This is a genomic window from Coleofasciculus sp. G2-EDA-02 (assembly GCF_040226375.1).
GTDB lineage: Bacteria > Cyanobacteriota > Cyanobacteriia > Cyanobacteriales > Coleofasciculaceae > Coleofasciculus.
Map to the genome: position 1 here is coordinate 1 of NZ_JAVKEW010000039.1, position 18247 is coordinate 18247.

Consider the following 18247-nt stretch of genomic DNA (forward strand, 5'->3'; position numbering starts at 1 on the left):
CAGGAATTACGCACAAAACGAGCAGTACGAATCATCTCATCCAAGATGGCGTACTGCTCGCTTGTTCCCCGTAGTTTTGCCTCGAATACTAGCATGGTGACTTCAAATCTATGTCACACATTCTAACATAGGATGCAGGGCAAGTAAAAAGCTAGCACATCGAGTACTAGCTTTTTACTTGGGGGAGTCCATGTATCCCCACCCTACTCCACTTCGTTCCGCTGAGGATGGGGTTCTATAGCTCCCCCTCTCCCCCCACGTTTCGATAGGAAACTCTTAACTTTGACATTAATGTGATCAACCCATACCCTGTGATCTATTCCCACACCGGATGAACCCTGATGAATGCCATCACTGTACTATTTTTAATTAGTGGATTTGTTTTATTGATTGTCGGAGCAGAGATTCTGGTACGGGGAGCATCGAAATTAGCCGTATCTGCTGGACTTTCACCCCTAGTCGTCGGATTAACGGTTGTGGCTTATGGCACCAGCGCTCCGGAATTAGCTGTATCTGTACAGTCTAGCTATGCTGGACAAGCCGATATTGCCATTGGTAATGTCGTGGGTAGCAATATTGCCAATATTTTGTTAATTCTGGGTGCTTGCGCCGCCGCTGCTCCGTTGATTGTCTCGCGACAGTTGGTGCGACTGGATGCGCCCCTAATGACTGGAATATCGTTAATGGTATGGTTAATGGGGTGGGACGGTAAACTCGGTCGAGGGGATGGGATTTTCCTGGTTATGGGAGCGATCGCTTATACCCTATTTACCCTCTACCAAGGACGTCAAGAAAGTCAGTCCCAGGAATTATCTCCGGAAAACAGTAATCGCGTCTCTCGCCGAGGGATCTATCAGATTTTACTCAACCTAGGACTAATTATTGGCGGTGTAGGGCTTTTGGTGCTCGGATCAAACTACCTAATCAAAGGATCTGTAAATGTCGCCCAGACGCTTGGGGTAAGTCAATTGATTATTGGCTTAACCATTGTTGCCGTTGGCACTTCACTACCAGAAATTGCCACGTCAGTTGTTGCCGCGATTCGAGGTGAACGGGATATTGCGGTTGGTAATGCAGTTGGCAGTAATATTTTTAATCTCCTGTTAGTGTTGGGAGTGTGTGGTATCCTTACGCCTGATGGTATAGCGGTATCAATACCTGCTTTAACGTTTGATATTCCTGTCATGATTGCTGTAGCCGTTGCTTGCCTGCCAATTTTCTTTACAGGTTATCGGATTGATCGGTGGGAGGGGATTCTGTTTCTGGCGTACTACGTCGCTTATACGCTGTATTTGTTTCTTAATGCAACAGAACATGATGCGTTGGCAGAATTTAGCGCGATCATGCTCTTGTTTGTCATGCCGTTGACTCTAATAACATTGGTTATTCTGGCGGTTCGTTCCTTCCGCAAAAATTGAATTGTTATAAACTTTTGTAGAGGACTTTACAGAGGTGTTGATAGGTAGAATCTCCCAACCTGTTCAACTTAATGTTTACAGCCAAGGTAAAGGCTTTCCGATTCTCTGCCTCCATGGTCATCCGGGATCGGGTCGTTGTATGTCGGTTTTTACCGACCATCTATCTCAACGATTCCAAACCCTGTCTCCTGACTTGCGAGGATATGGTCGCAGTCGTACCTTAGAAGCGTTTCAGATGAGTGATCACCTGATAGATTTGGAGGATTTGCTTAACCGCTTCGATATCCATCGTTGTTTGGTACTCGGTTGGTCTTTGGGTGGGATTCTCGCCATGGAATTAGCGCTAAGTCTACCTGAGAGAGTTAGTGGTTTAATTTTAGTCGCCACAGCCGCACGACCTAGAGGAAACCATCCTGCGATCGCGTGGCAGGATAATCTCTATACAGGGATCGCCTCTGTGTTAAATCGCGTCTCTCCAGGATGGCGGTGGAACATTGAAACCTTTGGGGTGCGATCGCTCTATCGCTATCTCATCCAAAACCATAGTGCAACAGCTTACCAGTATTTGGCACAGGCAGCCTTCTCTGCTTATCTTCAAACCTCTAGGGTGGCAACTGGTGCCCTCAATCAAGCATTAAAAGCTGGATACAATAGACTGGCTGACCTAGAAAAAATTCAATGTCCCTGTCTAGTATTAGCGGGAGAAGCCGATCGCCATATCACCGCTACATCGAGTCAAGAAACGGCTCAACACCTACGAAAATCTCAGTGGCGTTGCTATCCTCATACAGCTCACCTGTTTCCTTGGGAAATTCCCAATCAGGTACTCAGTGATATTGATAACTGGATTGAACGTCACCGATATGATTTTGCTAACATTTGCTAACAATGCACTCTAAAAGACAAGCTCTCAGAGAGGGGATATCTCCCAAAGCCCGTAGGAAAATCCCACGAGCGCCATTGATGTCCCTGTCCATCCGAAATCCATCACCACCAACAATGACCTTCTTTCCACCAAGATTAGAAATGATTTCACCTGTCCAGCTTACGGTTTTGCTGGTGTAGGCTTCATTACAATCAAGTACGACTTTGCTAGTCTCAAACTAATTTGATAAGGGATGATCAAACCACCAGTGATCATCGTCCAGTATTGGACCGCCCAGTCGGGGAGTTCAGGAGTGCGATCGCTCAAAATCTCAACCTCAATAGCCAAACCGAATCCTCCAATCCCAGCATCTCAATTTTCCTGGTTTCGCGGCTTCTCCACACCTGACTTGATTGCTCCTTGATAAATTCTTTGTGCGCTTGCCGAGGGGATTAGTGATTCTAGATATCGAAAAGTCATGCACATTTTTCCACCTATTGTTGTAATTCCCACGATCATGGGTTCATGCCTTAACCCCGTTACAGTAAAGTAAAGTTTCTGTAACTCTAATCCCCCTTGTTGAATAGGAATTTCTAAGCGTCCTAGATTCGTGATTGTGATATGTGAGTTCACCAGTTCTTTCCCATACTGGCGTACCGTAATTGTATTAGGATTTGTCGAGAGAAACAATTTGGCTTTTGAGCTAACCGAAAATATGGCTCTCCCGTACTTAGAGTTATAATAAAGTCTTATGAATGAAGCTAACGTCCCACAGTGTCATGCTTGTAGGTTGGGTTGATAATGTTACCCAACTAATCCAGCTTAAAAGCTAGGTTTTCCTCAAATCAAGCCAATCGCCACACACATAAGTAAAATTTATCACACCATGTACGGGAGAGCCACCGATTTTCCCTAGGGCTAATGACAAGAATAAAAAAAGCAAATACTTATATTTAGGAAAAGCCGGAAGTGAGGCTCATATTGATGCTGTGGAGAAAGTAACAAGAAGGGGACTTATCGACGAATTGGAAAGAGTTATTAATTCTCTCCAGGAAAGTTATTTAGATGTTTGTTTTGGGGGAGAAACAGAGCCGAATCTCTGTGGGGAAAATGAGGGAGTTAAAGACGAGTAAAACTTTTCGGTCATAGTCAAATTAATTCCTCTTAATTAAGTTTAATGCACATTTGCGTAACTATTACGCAAATGCAGTTTTTTTGTCCAAAGTCCAAAGGCAAGCAAAGGGGGCAGTTTTTGCGATCGCATCTACCAACGGCTTTTGACCACACCCGGACTTGAGGAGGGTAGGCATTGCCCACCCTACACCCAGTTTTGTTCTGTGAACTTTCCGTCAGACGATGAAGACGCTGGAGTCGAACGTAATGCCCACCACTCCGGTTAGAGTGATTTGGTTAGTGCCATCCAAATCGATGAGCGTATTAGAACCCTCATCAGTGATACTTGGCGAGGTACTGCCAAAAACGAAGCCATAGTCTGTCAGGTCAATGAAATCTTGACCAAGGGTGAAATCCCCAATTACGTCAATACCAGAGTCTTGAGCAAAGACAAAGATGTCATCGCCGATACCGCCAGTGAGGGTATCATTACCGTAGCCTCCCATCAACGAGTCATTACCTGCGCCGCCAACTATGTAATCATCACCCTCTAAGCTACTGAGGGTGTCATTGCCATCCCCACCTTCGAGGAGATTGTTGCCGCCATCGCCAGTGAGGGTGTCATCATACTTGGAACCATACAGGTTTTCAATGTTGACTAAGACATCCCCTTCACTATCACCACCTGTGCCTGTGCCAGTTTCTAAAGAAACGTTGACAGCACTGCTGGAGTGGTGATAGCCAGCCGTGTCAATCCCTTCTCCACCGTCGAGGAAATCACTGCCAGCGCCACCCGTGAGTCCATCATTGCCACTGCCACCGAGCAGGGTGTCATTATCTTCGCCTCCATTGAGTCCATCATTACCATCCCCGCCATCAAGGGTATCATCGCCCTCGTGACTCCAGAGGATATCATCACCCTCCTCACCATAGAGAGTGTCATTGCCTTTGAACCCGTGTAATCGGTCATTTCCAGCTTGACCATACAGTATGTCATTGCCATCTAAACCTTGGAGGAGATTGTTACCACTATCGCCAGTGAGGGTATCATCATGGCTGGAGCCATCAATATTCTCAATGTTGATAAATACATCCCCATTAGCATCGCCAGCCGTGCCGCCAGTTGCCAGGGAAGCGTTGACACCTGCTTTTGCTTCTCGGTAAGAGGCGGTATCAATGCCTTCTCCTCCGTCAAGGAAATCACCGCCACCAAAACCTCGGAGTGTATTATTGTTGCGATCGCCGATGAGAATATCATCTTGCTGGGAGCCGTCCAGGTTCTCAATGTTAGTTAGGACATCTCCTTCGGCGTCGCCACCAGAGCCAAAGCCACTGGCTAGAGAGACGTTGACACCCGTGTTTGAGCCTTGATAAGCGGCAGTATCGATGCCGTCTTCACCGTCAAGGTAATCAGCGTCCGCACCGCCATTAAGGAAATCATTGTCACTGCCACCAAATAGGGTGTCTTTGCCCTCTCCCCCTTGAAGCTGGTCTTTGCCTTCGCCGCCTACGAGGATGTCATCGCCATTGTCGCCATTAAGGGTATCGTCTCCCGACTCACCGAATAGGGTGTCGTTATCCTTGCCTCCATAGAGAGTATCATGACCCTCCCCGCCTTGGAGTTCGTCATTGCCCTCCTCTCCGTAGACTGTGTCATCGCCATTGTCACCTAGCAGTAAATCATCACCCAACTCACCAAATAAGGTGTCGTTATCCTTACCGCCGTAGAGTTTGTCATTACCCTCCCCGCCATAGAGAGTATCATCGCCCTCGTTGCCAGAAACTATGTCATCGCCCTTATCGCCCTTAACAACGTCATTTCCCAACTGACCAAATAAGAGGTCGTTATCCTTACCGCCGTAGAGGGTATCGTTGCCATCCCCGCCTCGCAGTTGGTCTTCCCCCTCTTCACCATAGAGAATGTCATCACCTGCTTCACCTAGAAGGATGTCATTTCCCACATCACCAAGTAGGAGATCATAACCCTCACCTCCCCAGAGAGTGTCGTCGCCTTCCTCTCCTTTGAGTTCGTCATCGTCGTTGCCACCTAGCAGCTTGTCGTTTCCAGCTCCACCGAATAGGCGATCGTTATCCTTACCGCCGTAGAGAGTATCATTGCCATCCAAGCCATAGAGTTCGTCATTGCCCTGATAGCCCAGAATTGTATTATCAGCGGAACTTCCCTTAAGGGTGTCGGGTTGATCAGTACCCTGAATCGTGTTCGGACTATTAAAGTCAACTGGCCCCGGTAGTTCGGGTTCAGCCGGATTGAGCGGTTCGGGTTCAGTGGGATTTGGCGCTTGGGGTTTAGGTAATTGCGGTGATTCTGTAAAATTGAGGACAATTTGACCGGAGGTTTGGTTCTGTGTACCATTGAATCCATCAACTAGGATTTTGTAGGTAGTACCAGCAATGGCATTAAAGCTAACTTGGCTGGTAATTCCGCCACTGGTATCATTATTGGCGGCAATTAGGGATAAACCCCCAATAGAAGCACCTGTGTAAATACCAAGTAAGGTGTCAAAGTCGCTGCCAGTGGTTGTGAGGGTTACGGTATTCGAGTCTGATGCTGTCCAAGACCACCACACCGATTGACCAACCGCTGAGAAGGGAAGAATTGGCTCATCTAACTCTTTTGTCCCATTTAGATTTAAGCCATTTGTCGTGATGGAAGCACCACTAATTTCCTTAGCTTTAGCAAAGTTATCGTTAGAATGTCGCCAATTCGCTGCATAAATGGCAGTGTTATTGAGCGTTAGGCGGTTATCTGAGACTCCAGCTACTCCAAGGGGTTTGCCATTGTAGGTCAGGTCAGGATTAGACCAATAATTAATACGTGGAATTCCATAATAGATACCATCTGGTCGTTTCTCGTCGTAAGCCATGATGGTGGCAAATTCACGATTTGGGTCTCGATAACCGTAGGAATATTCAAAGGCTGGTGAACTCTCACTCTTGTCTTCTATATTGTGGTCAGCACCTTGGAGATGACCGAGTTCATGAGCAAAAGCGTAAACGCTCAAGGCGGCATCGATTTGGACAACAGTAAAAGCCAAAGGTGCAAACTCATAACCATTCCCGCTTTGGGTAGGATCGCCCATGAGCCGAGCTACACCCCCAAAGTCAAGCTCCGCCGTCAATAGAGTAACCATGTCAGCGGAGTAAATATCGCGCAGTTGATGAACTTCCTCTAGGTAAGAATCTCTAAATGTCAGTCGATCTAAAACTGATTCAGCCTTATCCGACTCGTCGTAAGAAACTTCTGCGCTGTGTACTATCCGTATGCGCTGGTTAACACCGCTATTTACATAGCTTTGGTTCGTTTGCTCTTCTAGTTTGGCAATTAATTCCTTGATTTTCTCCTCACCGCCCGCCGCTTCGAGGGCTGCTGAGGTATAAACCACCATTACATCAATAATCGAGCCGTCATCGACAGCAGAAGTAGAAGTAGTGGTGCTGCCGTTGTAGTAGAAGATTTCAGTGTCATTGCCATCATAGCCCTGCCAGACGATGTTATTGCCGGAAATCTGGGGAGAGTAGTTGTTGTTGTTGTTGTTGTTGGTTAATTGTTTTAACATTACTGCACATTCCTATTTATCGATAAATACGCTATCAGTGGTGAATCCCTACAGCAGTGGGATATGGGGAAAGTAGGGTGCGATTTGAGAAAGCAAACTACCTAACACCGCAAGCAGGGTTAAAGACCAAGCCAAACGTTTAGTATTCATAGAATTCAAGTGTCCAAAATGGGTTATTAGAGTCTCCAACAGGTTGTGCGATTGCTCTTAAAAAACTTTCTGTTGCTGTTTGTATAACAGCCGTGAAGCGACATCTATTGCACCAAAAGTTAATAAACCTAATGCAGAACCCGGTCAGGAACCTCTTGAGTGGGTTCAGTAACAATCTCTACACTGACATCATCTCCCAAAATCAGATCCGAGTCAGAAGTACCTACAAGATGGTCTGGTAATGCTGTTCCGATGATGTCTGCCATAGATTTTTTTCCTTCGTAAATTCAAAGTTTTGAATGAGATATAAACAAACGAGCTTTGCAAACTTGTGAAATATCGATGGAATTCGCCAAACCTTCGCCACTTTTTACAAAACTTCACATCAAAAGCGAGGAATAGGATTGGTGAGTTGTCTGCCACAAGAGGGATCAAAAAAGATTTGGAAGGCTATCAGCACATTGGAAGCACCGTGGCTGCAACCTCCCCATCGCCACAGATGGAGAACAGGGCGAAAAAAATCTGGTATTCTGCGAAGAATTGCAAATTTAGCCTGATATATATACATGTCGAATGAGATTCACACCAACCTCAGCCAATCAGGTCATGATGAGTTCAACTAACGAATCGACTGTTCACAACTGTTGCGCCAAAGACCAACCCACTCATGCCAAACCGGAGAAAATCACTGATGAAAAGCTCACTCAACTGGTCAAAAAAACCTGTCAGCATCCCCGTGGCAGTATCCAGAGACGCCAAGGCATGACCCAACTGATTCAAGCCATTATCGAATCTGGCAAACTCTGGCGGGAAGATACACCCTATTACGAAGATGCTTTGCAACAGACTTGGCTGTACCTATGCCGCAATCTCTGCCAAGCCAACACAGGAGCGCAATATGACCCAGCAAAAAGCAGCGTTACCACTTGGCTGAATCACTATCTTAGACGACGACTGGAAGATTTTCGCCTCTGGGAACAGCAAGAAAACAAGTGGCGAGTTATTCAACGACCTCTTGAGGATAATAAAACAATTGACCCGACAAACAATCTTCCGGCTCCTCCCGACATTCCCCCCATGCTGGAAGAAACCAGACAATGGCTCGAAACTGACCCAAGCGGAGAATTGCGCCGCATTCATATAAAAGGGCGTCCCGATATAACCTGTCAAGTTTTAATGCTGCGTCGCTTACCTCCTGAAACGAGTTGGGAAACACTTTCAGCGGAATTTAACTGTTCGGCATCCACACTTGCTAACTTTTATCAGCGCCAATGCCTCCAGAGCTTACGCAGATTTGGTGAATCTCAGGGTTATCTATAGCGATTTTTAATCCAATGCCATATACCTAGTTTGAGCGAAAGGATGAGGGTAAATTCTGCGATCGCTGGCGAAACATTAGCAAATTGTACCGATATATACATAGTAAATATTGAAAACAAATTATGGCTAGCAGCACTATGCTTCAAGTAAAACCCTTACCAATGCCCATGACTCGCAGGGCAATCCAAACCGCTATGCAGTTCGCGGCACAGCAAACAAATCCCCAAAAGAAACAACAAGTTTACCTCAATACCCTGGCGGTATGGGCGGTGCATGACTACCTCCAGCTGATGGAGATTGATACTAACCTCAGCAAAAGCGATAGCTTTAACCCGCTTGTCCGCCAATGGGCAGATGTGGCTGACCTCCCAGTGATAGGATTGGGAAAATTAGAATGTCGCCCGGTTCTGGCCTGCCGTAGAGTTGAACAACCGGATGCTTTAAGTTCTCCCATTTGCAGAATTCCCCCAGAAGTGTGGGGCGATCGCATTGGTTATGTGGTGGTAGAGATTGATGAACACACAAAAGAAGCGACAATTCTGGGATTTGCTAAAACTGCCGGGAACGGTGAGTTATTCTTGAACCAGTTGGAATCGGTACATGCCTTATTAGAACACCTAGAATATCTGGCTCAACCCGAAGTGAACCTGAGTCAGTGGCTCAATAATAGTATTGATGCAGGTTGGCAAACACTCGAAGAACTTTTAAGCCCGCATCAGTTGGCGTTTAATTTCAGAAGTGCTACTCAGATAGAAACCTCTCAAACTGAAAATCTACCCCAAGGCGTTAAACGGGGTAAGCTGCTTTGTTTAGGGCAACCGTCAGAGCTTTTTCAGGTAGCTTTGGTGGTGGAGTTGAGTCCAAAAGCTTTTGCGGGAATGGGCATCTGGGTAAAACTATATCCTACTGGTTCTCAAACCCTTCTACCACCAGAACTCCAGCTCATGGTGCTGGATGAGGCGAACATCCCAGTCATGCAAGCCGAGGCTAGAAACACGGAGAATATTCAATTAAGGTTTAGTGGTTCTCCGGGAGAACGTTTCAGTATTAAAGTAGCGATAGGTGAATTCAGCCTTACTGAAGCCTTTGTTATCTGACACCTGTTTACAAGGCATAAGTGACCAAAAGCATTTAAGGTATGAATTATTTCTCAAGAGGCTTAGTGTATGGGGAAGTTAGTTGTCCTGAAACTGGATGGTGATTTTGAGCAGCAGGGGTTCCGAGTCACTTTGGAGATTGGCTTAGAGGGCAAACGTCCGATTATCGAAATTGAAGGTCAACTTCCCCCGGCCCCTGAGTTAGTCACTCACCTCAATCAATGGCAGCAAAACTATCGTAGCCTGGGATTAACGACCCGGATTAAGCCGGAAGAAATTATTTACGGGGGGTCGATTAATCGCTGTCGTCAGTCGGCGCAGCAGTTGCAAGAATGCTTTGGGACTTGGCTTAAATCTGAGCCCTTTCGGGAGATAGATATGCGATTACGGGAACAACTCACCCAAGATGAGCCAATTCGGGTACTCATCCGCACTCAAGACAGCCACCTGCGTAAATTACCCTGGCATCTGTGGAACTTTTTTGAGCGTTACCCTTTAGCTGAACTGGCATTGAGTGCTAAACAGCTTGAACGTCCCCTGCAACAACCTGCCCAGGCAACCCGGAAGGAGAAAGTCAGAATTTTGGCGATTTTGGGTCATAGCGCCAACATTAATATCGATGCCGATCAACAGTTGCTAGAAAATTTACCGAATGCCCAAACCGTTTTTTTAGTCGAACCGCAACATGAAGAGATTAACGACCAACTGTGGGAACAATCGTGGGACATTATCTGTTTTGCCGGACACAGCAAAACTGAGAAAGAAACGGGTCGCATTTATATCAATCCCACCGAGAGTCTGACTGTTAATGAACTGTGGTATGCCCTGAAAAAAGCCTTGAAAAACGGTTTAAAACTGGCAATTTTTAACTCGTGTGACGGGTTGGGATTAGCACGGCAACTGGATGATTTGCAAATTCCGCAAATGATTATCATGCGGGATTTGGTTCCTGATTTGGTGGCGCAGGAGTTTCTGAAGCATTTTCTGGGAGCGTTTGCTGGTGGCAAGTCTTTGTATTTGGCGGCGCGGGAAGCACGAGAACGGTTGCAGGGATTGGAGAGTAAATTTCCCTGTGCCAGTTGGTTGCCTGTGATTTGTCAAAATTTAGCAGAAGTGCCACCGACTTGGAAAGACTTGTCTGTTGAAGACAAACCATGGAATAAGATCTGGAAAATAGTGTTCCAGTTCAAAATAACTATCGCGTTGGGATGCCTTAGTAGCATTCTATTTTTTGGCTTATTCCTTCCCAAAGTTGCTGTTTTTGTCAATGATTTAGGACTTAAAAGCCATGAAAAAGGTCAATTATTGATGGCGCAGCGGTACTACCGCCTAGCTGCCCTACTTAACCCGAATTATGCCGAACCCTATTACAATTTAGGTTGGTTGTGCGATGAAAATCTCAACGAGGCTAACTGTGCTATCCAAGCTTACCAGAATGCGGCGCTACGGGGACTGCCTGAAGCTTCTGCCGAATTAGCCCGTTTACAAATTGTACAGGGAAATTATTCAGCCGCTCAAAAGTCAATTGAACAATGTTTGGAGGGAACTAAATATGATGCTGTGAAAGCTGCCTGTTTGAAAAATCGCGGATGGATATTGTTGGAAGAAAGTCTCTTGCCCCAAGCCGAGAAAGACCTACGTGATGCAATTACTTTAAGACAAGATAGCCCTCACGCTCAGTGTTTATTAGCTCAGGTATTGAAAAAGCAAGGGAGACAGCAAGAGGCACTAAAGGTTTGGAATAAAACCAAAGATTCTTTGAAATATAACGTCCCTGAACAACATGAATGTATCAAGTGGGCAAACCAACGTTCACAAACACAAAGTAATCGTTAATGAAGCACACATTATCTATTTCCCTAGGTCTGAGTTTGATAGTAACTCCTATGAGTTGGTTCTTGAGTAGCCATCACGATTCCCTAGCACCCGTGATAGCAGCAGCCCCTAGCCAATTGTCGAACGGACAGATTATCCAGATTATCGGTGAAGTGCAACTAGAGCGATCGCAAAGGCGTGTTATTCGCCCCACACAAGGGACGCGGCTTTATCCAGGCGATAAGCTGATAACGGCTTCCGGGGCGCAAGTCGTTGTTCAATGTGCTGACTTATCCATCCAATCTGTTCCCTCTAGTCAAAATCGATTGAATGGTTGTCCCCAAGCCACCGAAGAAGCCGAATGTACCCCTGGCACTTATAAATGCCCTCATCGCGGTGACATTGCCTGGAATAGTAATATTCCGTACATTCTTAGTCCCCGTCGAACCGCATTACTCACCGATAAGCCAACGCTGTGCTGGAATCCTGTGGCGGGGGCGACAAGTTACACCGTGAACCTTGCGAAAAACGGGGAGGACTTTTGGGAAACGACAGTTAGTACGACTGAGGTTGTTTATTCCGGTGAGACACCCCTAGAACCCGGAGCCAGTTATTCACTCATTGTCACGGCTGATACTGGTGATAGTTCTCTAGATGAACAACCAAGACCCGGAGGACTTTCTTTTCATATACTTGATGAAAATCAGGCACAACGCATCCGAGTCGCCGCCGAACAAATTAACCAAAAGGACTGGACTAATTCGGCTAAAGCACTAGCGATCGCAAACCTTTACCTCAAACATGATCCCACAACGCCGAAAAATGCCCTGATTGCCGACGCGATCGCGACGCTAGAAGAATTAGTCGCCTCTGGAGTAGAAACAGCCGCGATTTATCGCACCCTTGGCGAGCTTTATTTAGATTACTTGCAACTTGTGCAACCAGCTTATCGCTATTACTCAAAAGCTGTTGAGCTAGCAGACCCTAATAATACCGAAGAACTCACAGCAGCGCAAGCCGGATTGAGACAAGTTGAAGAGGTGCTTAAAACTCAATGATTAATAATTTTCTTACCTAAAAAACTATCAGCTATCAGCAAAGCCCAGTTTATTTAGGTAAGAAAATCAAGAATAATTGCGATTAAATTAGTCTTAAAAAGCTGATAAATTACAATGCTAGAACAAGATTTGTTGCATAGGTTTACCAATCCAATATGGTATTTGCTCAAAAACAGTCAAACTCTCTGGGCACATCCAATTCTTAGATCCCTGATAGCAGCAGTCTCCTTTACCGGAGTTTGGCTGGGAGATGGTCTTTTCCCTTTATCTATTGCCAATCATGATTTTACTAGCGCCGTAGCACAACCAATCACCTCAGCTAACGATAATACAGGCACTATTGTTAACCAAAATGGCAACCAATTCGATATTCAAGGTGGTACAAGCTCCGGCGATGGAGCCAATTTATTCCACAGTTTACAGAAATTTGGGCTGAATGAGGGTCAGATTGCTAACTTTATTTCCGAACCAGGAATTAGTAATATCTTAGCCAGAGTTGTTGGAGGAGAGGCTTCAAGAATTGATGGTTTAATCAAGGTAACTGGCGGCAATTCTAATTTATATTTAATGAATCCTGCCGGGATTGTCTTTGGTTCTAATGCCAGTTTGAATGTCCATGCCTCTTTTACTGCTACCACTGCCACGGGTATTGGTTTTGGTGATAATAACTGGTTCAATGCTATTGGCTCAAATAATTATGAGAACTTAATCGGTATACCCACAGTTTTTAATCTTTCCCAAGCGGGAACTGTTATTAATGGTGGCAACTTGGCAGTATCAGAAGGGCAAAATTTAACCTTAATGGGTGGCGATGTTATTAATAATGGACAATTGAGGGCGCCTGGGGGAAATATTACCATTGCTGCTGTACCCGGTCAAAGTTTAGTACGAATTAGCCAACCGGGAGGATTGCTGAGTTTAGAAATTGAACCACCCAGGGACTCACAAGGGCAGATTTTACCGATAAATCCACAAGATTTACCTACTCTACTGACTGGAAGTGCTGAGGGTGTGGATACGGGATTAAGTGTTTCTCCATCTGGAGAGGTGCAGCATAATACTTCCGGTATGATTGTACCAACTGGAGCGGGAACTGTGTTCGCTTCAGGTAATATTAACGCTTCTAATTCCGCCCTGGGAAAGACTGGGGGTGAGGTAAATATATTAGGCGATCGCGTTACTGTGATTGGTGCCCATATTGATGTATCTGGTAGTAATGGTGGGGGTAATGCCAGAATTGGTGGAGATTACCAAGGTCAGGGAACGGTATTCAATGCCCAGCACACTTATGTTAATAGTAACTCCGTGATTAAGGCTGATGCGCTAAATCAGGGTAACGGGGGAAGGGTAATCGTTTGGTCTAATGAAGCAACCCGCTTCTATGGCACAATTACAGCGCAAGGTGGATTGCTCAGTGGAAATGGCGGCTTCACTGAAGTGTCGGGCAAGGCGTTTCTTGACTTTGCAGGTACAGCTAACTTATCCGCTTCTCAAGGTCAATTTGGTAACTTGCTCTTAGATCCAACCAACATCACGATTGTAGAGGTTGGAAATAATCCCTCTGAGTTAACAGAGAATGACCAATTTGCCGATCCAGGTTTAGATAACACCATCAATAATGGCACGCTCAACGCAGCAAGAGCTAATGTCATTCTAGAAGCTAGCGAGAATATTATTTTTAATGCACCTATAAACATTAGTGAAAGCGGAGTGGGAATTACAGCCAAAGCTAATAACAACATTGAGGTAAATCAGAATATCACAACCAACCGTGGAGATGTCAACCTGAATGCTAACTTTGACAACAAAGATGGCGGGCTTCTCCGCATCACCCACGCTACAATCAATACAAACGATGGCAATTTTATCGGGACTGGCACCGGAAATATCCCTTCTTCTAATGGCATTACCCTCGACAATAGCACCCTTAACGTCGGAGGCGGCAATATTAACCTCACAGGTACGGGAGGAGTCGGTGACAGTAACAACAACGGCGTTTCTGTAAACAACAGCGTGGTGCAAACCACTGAATCGGGGAATATTAACATTAATGGCACTGGTGGGGATGGAACAGATGGGAATTCGGGGGTAAAAATTTCTGGTAACAGGACTGAAATTTCTGTGGTGAATGGAAATATTAGCATCAAAGGCACAGGCGGCACCAGCGCCACTGGAAAAGAAAACGATGGCATCTTGATTGACGGTGAGAGCCGGGTAGAATCACTGGGAACAGGAAAGATTTCCCTGGAAGGTATAGGCGGAAGCGGAACGGATTCAAATCAGGGGGTCAAAATCGGGACAGAGGCTGGCGTTTATTCGGTAGATGGAGATATTTACATCAAAGGCACCGGCAGTACCAAAGCAACAGGATATAACAACCGTGGTTTTCAGGTTAGAAGTGGTGGTAAGATATCGACTGAAACAGGAAATATTACCGTAGAGGGTATTGGCGGAAGCGGAGCCGAGGCTCCTGAGGGGGCACTATCTAATGACGGCATTCGGATTAATGGAGAATTTGGCTCCGGAATATTTTCAGAGGCTGGAAATATTTTCCTCAAAGGCACTGGCGATGGAAGTGGCAACCACGACGTTGCTATTCGCCTTTTTAATGGTGCTGTGCTGGAGTCAAACGGTGATATTACTCTAGAGGGGACAGGTGCTGGTAATGCCGCCGCGATTCTCTTGGATAACAGCTTTATTAACCCCACTGGCAGCGGGGGGAGTGGCACAATTACCTTCACCGGAAATGAAATTGACTTGACTGGCGGGACAAGAATTCGTGGCTCTGGTATTATCCAGTTGCAACCCTTCGATCCGAGTTCAGACATCACCATCGGAGACACGTTAAGCGACCCCGCTTTGAATCTGTCCCGCCAGGAATTGAATACCTTGCGAGAAGGTTTCGCTCAGATTATTATCGGACGGGAAAACAGCAGGGGCACGATCACCCAGGTTAATAGCTATGTTTTCAATGACCCTGTTATCTTGCGATCGCCCATTGGTAATGGCTCAATTACCACCACAGGTAACTTCCTCACCGGAAATGGTGCTATTACTATGGAAGCTGGGGGAGACATTTTTACTGGCAGAATCGTCAATCCAGGTCAACCCATTACCCTAATCAGCCGCGACGGTAAGATTGATACGAGTGGGGGAAGACTCGTTTCTAGTTCTGATACAGGCAATGGTGGTCCAATTACCCTCAACGCTCGCCACAGCATTACTACAGGTCGTATCGACGCTGGTGGGAGAAACATTGGCGGCACTATTTACCTCAGTAGTAGCAGCGATTCTGTCAAAACTGATGATATCAACACGGCGGGGGGTGTCAGGGGCGGCAATACTACGGTCGATGCCGCTAAGGATATCATTATCAACGGCATCAGTACTGCTAGTAATGGCATCGGCGGCTATACTACTCTCACTGCTCGTGGCAACATCAACGTTGGGGGTGTCAATAGCAGTGGTATCAACGGGGATAGCGGAAATATTCGCATGGATAGCGGTGGCAACATCAACATCACTAACAACACTGGGCTAAACTCTAGCTCTTTTAATGGCAAGAGCGGCAACATCGCTCTTAACGCCGCTATCAGTATCACCGCAGATTCCACTTTAATATTTTCCAGTTCTGCCAGTGGTAATGGCGGCTATATCATTTTCAAGGCGGGTAGCGATATCACTACAGGTGAGATTAAATCGAGTTCTCTATCTAGCAATGGCGGTAATGTTACTCTTTATACTGCCGATGGCGACATCCAAGTGACTTCCATTGATACCCAAGGCGGCACGGCTGGCAAGGGAGGGACTGTTGATATTACAACGCTAGATTTCTTTCGCGCTACTGACTCTTTCACCGATGAGAATGGGACAATCGCCAGCATTTCCACGGCTGGAGGGTTGGCAGGTGGTCCACTGATTATCCACCACGGGGGACGAGGAATCATACCCTTTAATGTGGGTGATTCGGGAACGAACGGAACCGCCGCCGCCATTACTACTGGAAATATGCTGCGTGAACAGACAATTTTTCCATTGAAATCATTTTTCCCCACCCATACTCAGGATGGAATCCAAATCATATCTGTCCCTGGACAAACCTTACCCCTCCCATCCCCGCCCCCAGGGTCACAACGGCAGTTAGGTTCAGCCAGAAGTGTACAAGAGTCTTTAGCCTTGAAAGCTGGGGAACTGGTGGGGGCTAAAACATCTGTTAACCAAGACCCTGCAACTGGAGCGTTGACTATAGCGTGGACTTCTCCTGACTCTAGAAGTCTGCGCCTAGATGGAGTTTACCAAAGTCTGAACCAGGGAAACTTGGATGAGGCTGTTGCCCAAATTGAAGAACTCTTCGAGCAGGACTATGAGGAGTACATTGGGGAAGACCTCTCCGATGAAAAACTCACCATCTCTGGCATTCGACAGGTTCTCACAACGAACGCCAGCAAAACCAGGACGAACCCAGCGATTATTTATGCGATCGCTTTCCCTGACCGCTTGGAACTGGTGTTAGTTCTTCCTGAAGGCTCTCCCATCCGCAAAACAGTCCCCGCCGCGAACTGGGAGAAACTGGAAAATGAGCTAAAAAAATTCCTCCACGTCCTCAACGATTACACCAATGAAAGTTATCTGCCAACCGCTCAGAAACTCTACCAGTGGCTAATTGCCCCCCTGGAAGACGAACTAGAAGCCTTGAAAATCGACACGCTAATTTTCTCAATGGATGCGGGACTGCGCCTGCTGCCACTCGCTGCCCTGCATGATGGTAAACAGTTTTTGGTCGAAAAGTACAGCATTGGTTCTATCCCTAGTGTCAGCCTCGCCGATACCCGTTACCAACCCTTGAAAAACTCTCAAGTTCTTGCAATGGGAGCGGCTCAATTCCCCAATACAAGGCTAACACCTTTGCCTGCTGTGCCAATGGAGTTAGCCACTATCACCGAACAGTTGTGGTCGGGTGAATATTTTCTGAATGAGCAATTCACGTTGGCTAATCTGGCGCAAGAGCGCCTGGAAAAGCCGTTTAATATTATTCATCTTTCTACCCATGCCGCCTTCCCCGATAACGGCAAAAGTCCCTATATTCAATTTTGGAACTCTCAGGTGGGTTTAGACGAGCTGAGGAACGTCAAATGGTATGCTCCCCCAAAAGTAGAGCTATTAACGCTGAGTGCCTGTGAAACGGCGATTGGGAACGAGAACCACGAGCTTGGCTTTGCCGGATTAGCGGTAAGAGCCGACGTAAAATCGGCGTTGGCAAGTCTGTGGCAAGTTAGTGATGTCAGCACCTTGGCATTAATGTCTGAATTTTACCAGCAGCTAGGGAAACAAGAAACTACCATCAAGGCAGAAGCCCTTCGGCAGACACAGCTAGCGATGTTGCACGGGAATGTGCGGATTGAGTCGGGTGAAGTGCTCTTAACTAGCATGAAAGTTAACCTGCCGTCTGAACTGAAAAACCGAAAAGACCAAAATCTATCCCATCCCTATTATTGGGCAGGCTTCACGATAATTGGCAGCCCTTGGTAACCTTTCATCCCACATTCGGCACCCTCAACTGTTTCTACAAACTCCAGCGGAATATTTAGCCACCAATGATTTAAGTCAATCTTCAACAAATGAAGTTAAACATCAATGTAGTTGGCGCTGGAAAATTGAGGAATTTCATCGAGAAATAAAACAGTTGACAGGGCTGAAGGGGTGACAAGCAGCTCAAAAGCTTGGCAGGCAAAGCATTTCCCCCTTCAAGCCTTGAAAAGATGAGAGCTTATTGACAGGTTTATTGAGAAGGAATACGTGAATGAGAATGATAATCATAGGGGTGACGCTTCAA

At 46.2% G+C, this 18247-nt stretch carries 11 protein-coding genes and 2 pseudogenes; 10 read left to right on the forward strand and 3 right to left on the reverse strand.

Annotated features, from left to right (window positions below; genetic code table 11):
- Window positions 1-341: 341 nt before the first annotated feature.
- Both RLO19_RS03925 and RLO19_RS03930 read left to right on the forward strand, forming a co-directional pair.
- Entirely contained in the window at window positions 342-1418 is a 1077-nt protein-coding gene (locus RLO19_RS03925) for a calcium/sodium antiporter (protein ID WP_446354022.1), read from the forward strand.
- 34 nt (window positions 1419-1452) lie between these two features.
- Entirely contained in the window at window positions 1453-2304 is an 852-nt protein-coding gene (locus RLO19_RS03930; protein WP_446354024.1) for an alpha/beta fold hydrolase, read from the forward strand.
- Here the strand turns inward: RLO19_RS03930 and RLO19_RS03935 are convergent.
- The gene (locus RLO19_RS03935) at window positions 2291-2449 is read right to left on the reverse strand and encodes a hypothetical protein (RefSeq protein WP_446354042.1); all 159 of its coding nucleotides are present in this window, start codon (window positions 2447-2449) and stop codon (window positions 2291-2293) included. The genes RLO19_RS03930 and RLO19_RS03935 overlap by 14 nt on opposite strands.
- 87 nt (window positions 2450-2536) lie before the next feature.
- Between RLO19_RS03935 and RLO19_RS03940 the strand changes: the two genes are divergently transcribed.
- Both RLO19_RS03940 and RLO19_RS03945 read left to right on the forward strand, forming a co-directional pair.
- Window positions 2537-2707, forward strand: coding sequence for a hypothetical protein (locus tag RLO19_RS03940; RefSeq protein ID WP_446354026.1), 171 nt, complete (start codon window positions 2537-2539; stop codon window positions 2705-2707).
- A 481-nt stretch (window positions 2708-3188) separates the two neighbouring features.
- Window positions 3189-3416: pseudogene (locus tag RLO19_RS03945) on the forward strand (hypothetical protein); the annotation flags it as partial.
- Window positions 3417-3632: 216 nt separating this feature from the next.
- Here RLO19_RS03945 and RLO19_RS03950 read toward each other — a convergent pair.
- Together RLO19_RS03950 and RLO19_RS03955 are read right to left on the reverse strand one after the other, a co-directional pair.
- Complete coding sequence (locus tag RLO19_RS03950) at window positions 3633-6974, reverse strand: M12 family metallo-peptidase (protein ID WP_446354028.1); 3342 nt, start codon at window positions 6972-6974, stop codon at window positions 3633-3635.
- Between the two features lie 278 nt (window positions 6975-7252).
- A complete protein-coding gene (locus tag RLO19_RS03955) occupies window positions 7253-7390 on the reverse strand; it encodes a hypothetical protein (protein ID WP_446354030.1) in 138 nt (45 codons plus the stop codon).
- 340 nt (window positions 7391-7730) lie between these two features.
- On the opposite strand from RLO19_RS03955, the gene RLO19_RS03960 reads away from it, so the two are divergent.
- From RLO19_RS03960 to RLO19_RS03985, 6 genes and pseudogenes are all read left to right on the forward strand, one after another.
- Complete coding sequence (locus RLO19_RS03960; RefSeq protein ID WP_446354032.1) at window positions 7731-8444, forward strand: sigma-70 family RNA polymerase sigma factor; 714 nt, start codon at window positions 7731-7733, stop codon at window positions 8442-8444.
- A 122-nt stretch (window positions 8445-8566) separates the two neighbouring features.
- The gene (locus RLO19_RS03965; RefSeq protein ID WP_446354034.1) at window positions 8567-9541 is read left to right on the forward strand and encodes a DUF1822 family protein; all 975 of its coding nucleotides are present in this window, start codon (window positions 8567-8569) and stop codon (window positions 9539-9541) included.
- Window positions 9542-9610: 69 nt separating this feature from the next.
- On the forward strand, window positions 9611-11377 hold the full coding sequence (locus tag RLO19_RS03970) for a CHAT domain-containing tetratricopeptide repeat protein (RefSeq protein WP_446354036.1): 1767 nt from the start codon (window positions 9611-9613) through the stop codon (window positions 11375-11377).
- A gap of 50 nt (window positions 11378-11427) precedes the next feature.
- On the forward strand, window positions 11428-12414 hold the full coding sequence (locus tag RLO19_RS03975; RefSeq protein ID WP_446354038.1) for a hypothetical protein: 987 nt from the start codon (window positions 11428-11430) through the stop codon (window positions 12412-12414).
- Between the two features lie 114 nt (window positions 12415-12528).
- Complete coding sequence (locus tag RLO19_RS03980) at window positions 12529-17943, forward strand: CHAT domain-containing protein (RefSeq protein WP_446354040.1); 5415 nt, start codon at window positions 12529-12531, stop codon at window positions 17941-17943.
- Window positions 17944-17992: 49 nt separating this feature from the next.
- Window positions 17993-18112: pseudogene (locus RLO19_RS03985) on the forward strand (IS701 family transposase); the annotation flags it as partial.
- Window positions 18113-18247: the final 135 nt, after the last annotated feature.

Coding starts and splice junctions, on each gene's coding strand:
- RLO19_RS03955 (WP_446354030.1), bottom strand. CDS start 7,390: ATGGCAGACATCATCGGAACAGCATTACCAGACCATCTTGTAGGTACT.
- RLO19_RS03925 (WP_446354022.1), top strand. CDS start 342: ATGAATGCCATCACTGTACTATTTTTAATTAGTGGATTTGTTTTATTG.
- RLO19_RS03960 (WP_446354032.1), top strand. CDS start 7,731: ATGATGAGTTCAACTAACGAATCGACTGTTCACAACTGTTGCGCCAAA.
- RLO19_RS03965 (WP_446354034.1), top strand. CDS start 8,567: ATGGCTAGCAGCACTATGCTTCAAGTAAAACCCTTACCAATGCCCATG.
- RLO19_RS03970 (WP_446354036.1), top strand. CDS start 9,611: ATGGGGAAGTTAGTTGTCCTGAAACTGGATGGTGATTTTGAGCAGCAG.
- RLO19_RS03975 (WP_446354038.1), top strand. CDS start 11,428: ATGAGTTGGTTCTTGAGTAGCCATCACGATTCCCTAGCACCCGTGATA.
- RLO19_RS03940 (WP_446354026.1), top strand. CDS start 2,537: ATGATCAAACCACCAGTGATCATCGTCCAGTATTGGACCGCCCAGTCG.
- RLO19_RS03950 (WP_446354028.1), bottom strand. CDS start 6,974: ATGTTAAAACAATTAACCAACAACAACAACAACAACAACTACTCTCCC.
- RLO19_RS03980 (WP_446354040.1), top strand. CDS start 12,529: ATGCTAGAACAAGATTTGTTGCATAGGTTTACCAATCCAATATGGTAT.